This is a genomic window from Campylobacter concisus (genome assembly GCF_050447505.1).
Classification (GTDB): domain Bacteria; phylum Campylobacterota; class Campylobacteria; order Campylobacterales; family Campylobacteraceae; genus Campylobacter_A; species Campylobacter_A concisus_BP.
This window is the reverse complement of record NZ_JALMFZ010000005.1, coordinates 1-233: the sequence shown is the minus strand read 5'-3', so window position 1 is coordinate 233 and position 233 is coordinate 1. Positions and strand designations below refer to the sequence as shown.

Here is a 233-nt window from a genome sequence, read left to right as displayed (position 1 = left end):
GTACCATTGCCTGCATCATCGCTTGGAGTAACTTTTACCTCAGTACCTGGTTTTAGTGGTTTATTATTTGGTGTAGGAACACTAAATGTACCATCAGGATTTACAGGGACTGTAACTGGGGTATGACCAGGAATTTCAACAGTTACAGTGGTATTTGGATCAGGATTTGGAACCTTACCAGTTACTACTGTTGAAGTGTTATTAATTGGATCTAGAGTTACTGTTGGGATAGT

The 233-nt window shown here is 39.5% G+C and carries 1 protein-coding gene; it reads right to left on the bottom strand.

The window, feature by feature from the left end:
* Positions 1–233: Ig-like domain-containing protein (locus MTT09_RS10675; RefSeq protein ID WP_429803799.1), on the bottom strand; the 233-nt coding region annotated here is incomplete at both ends.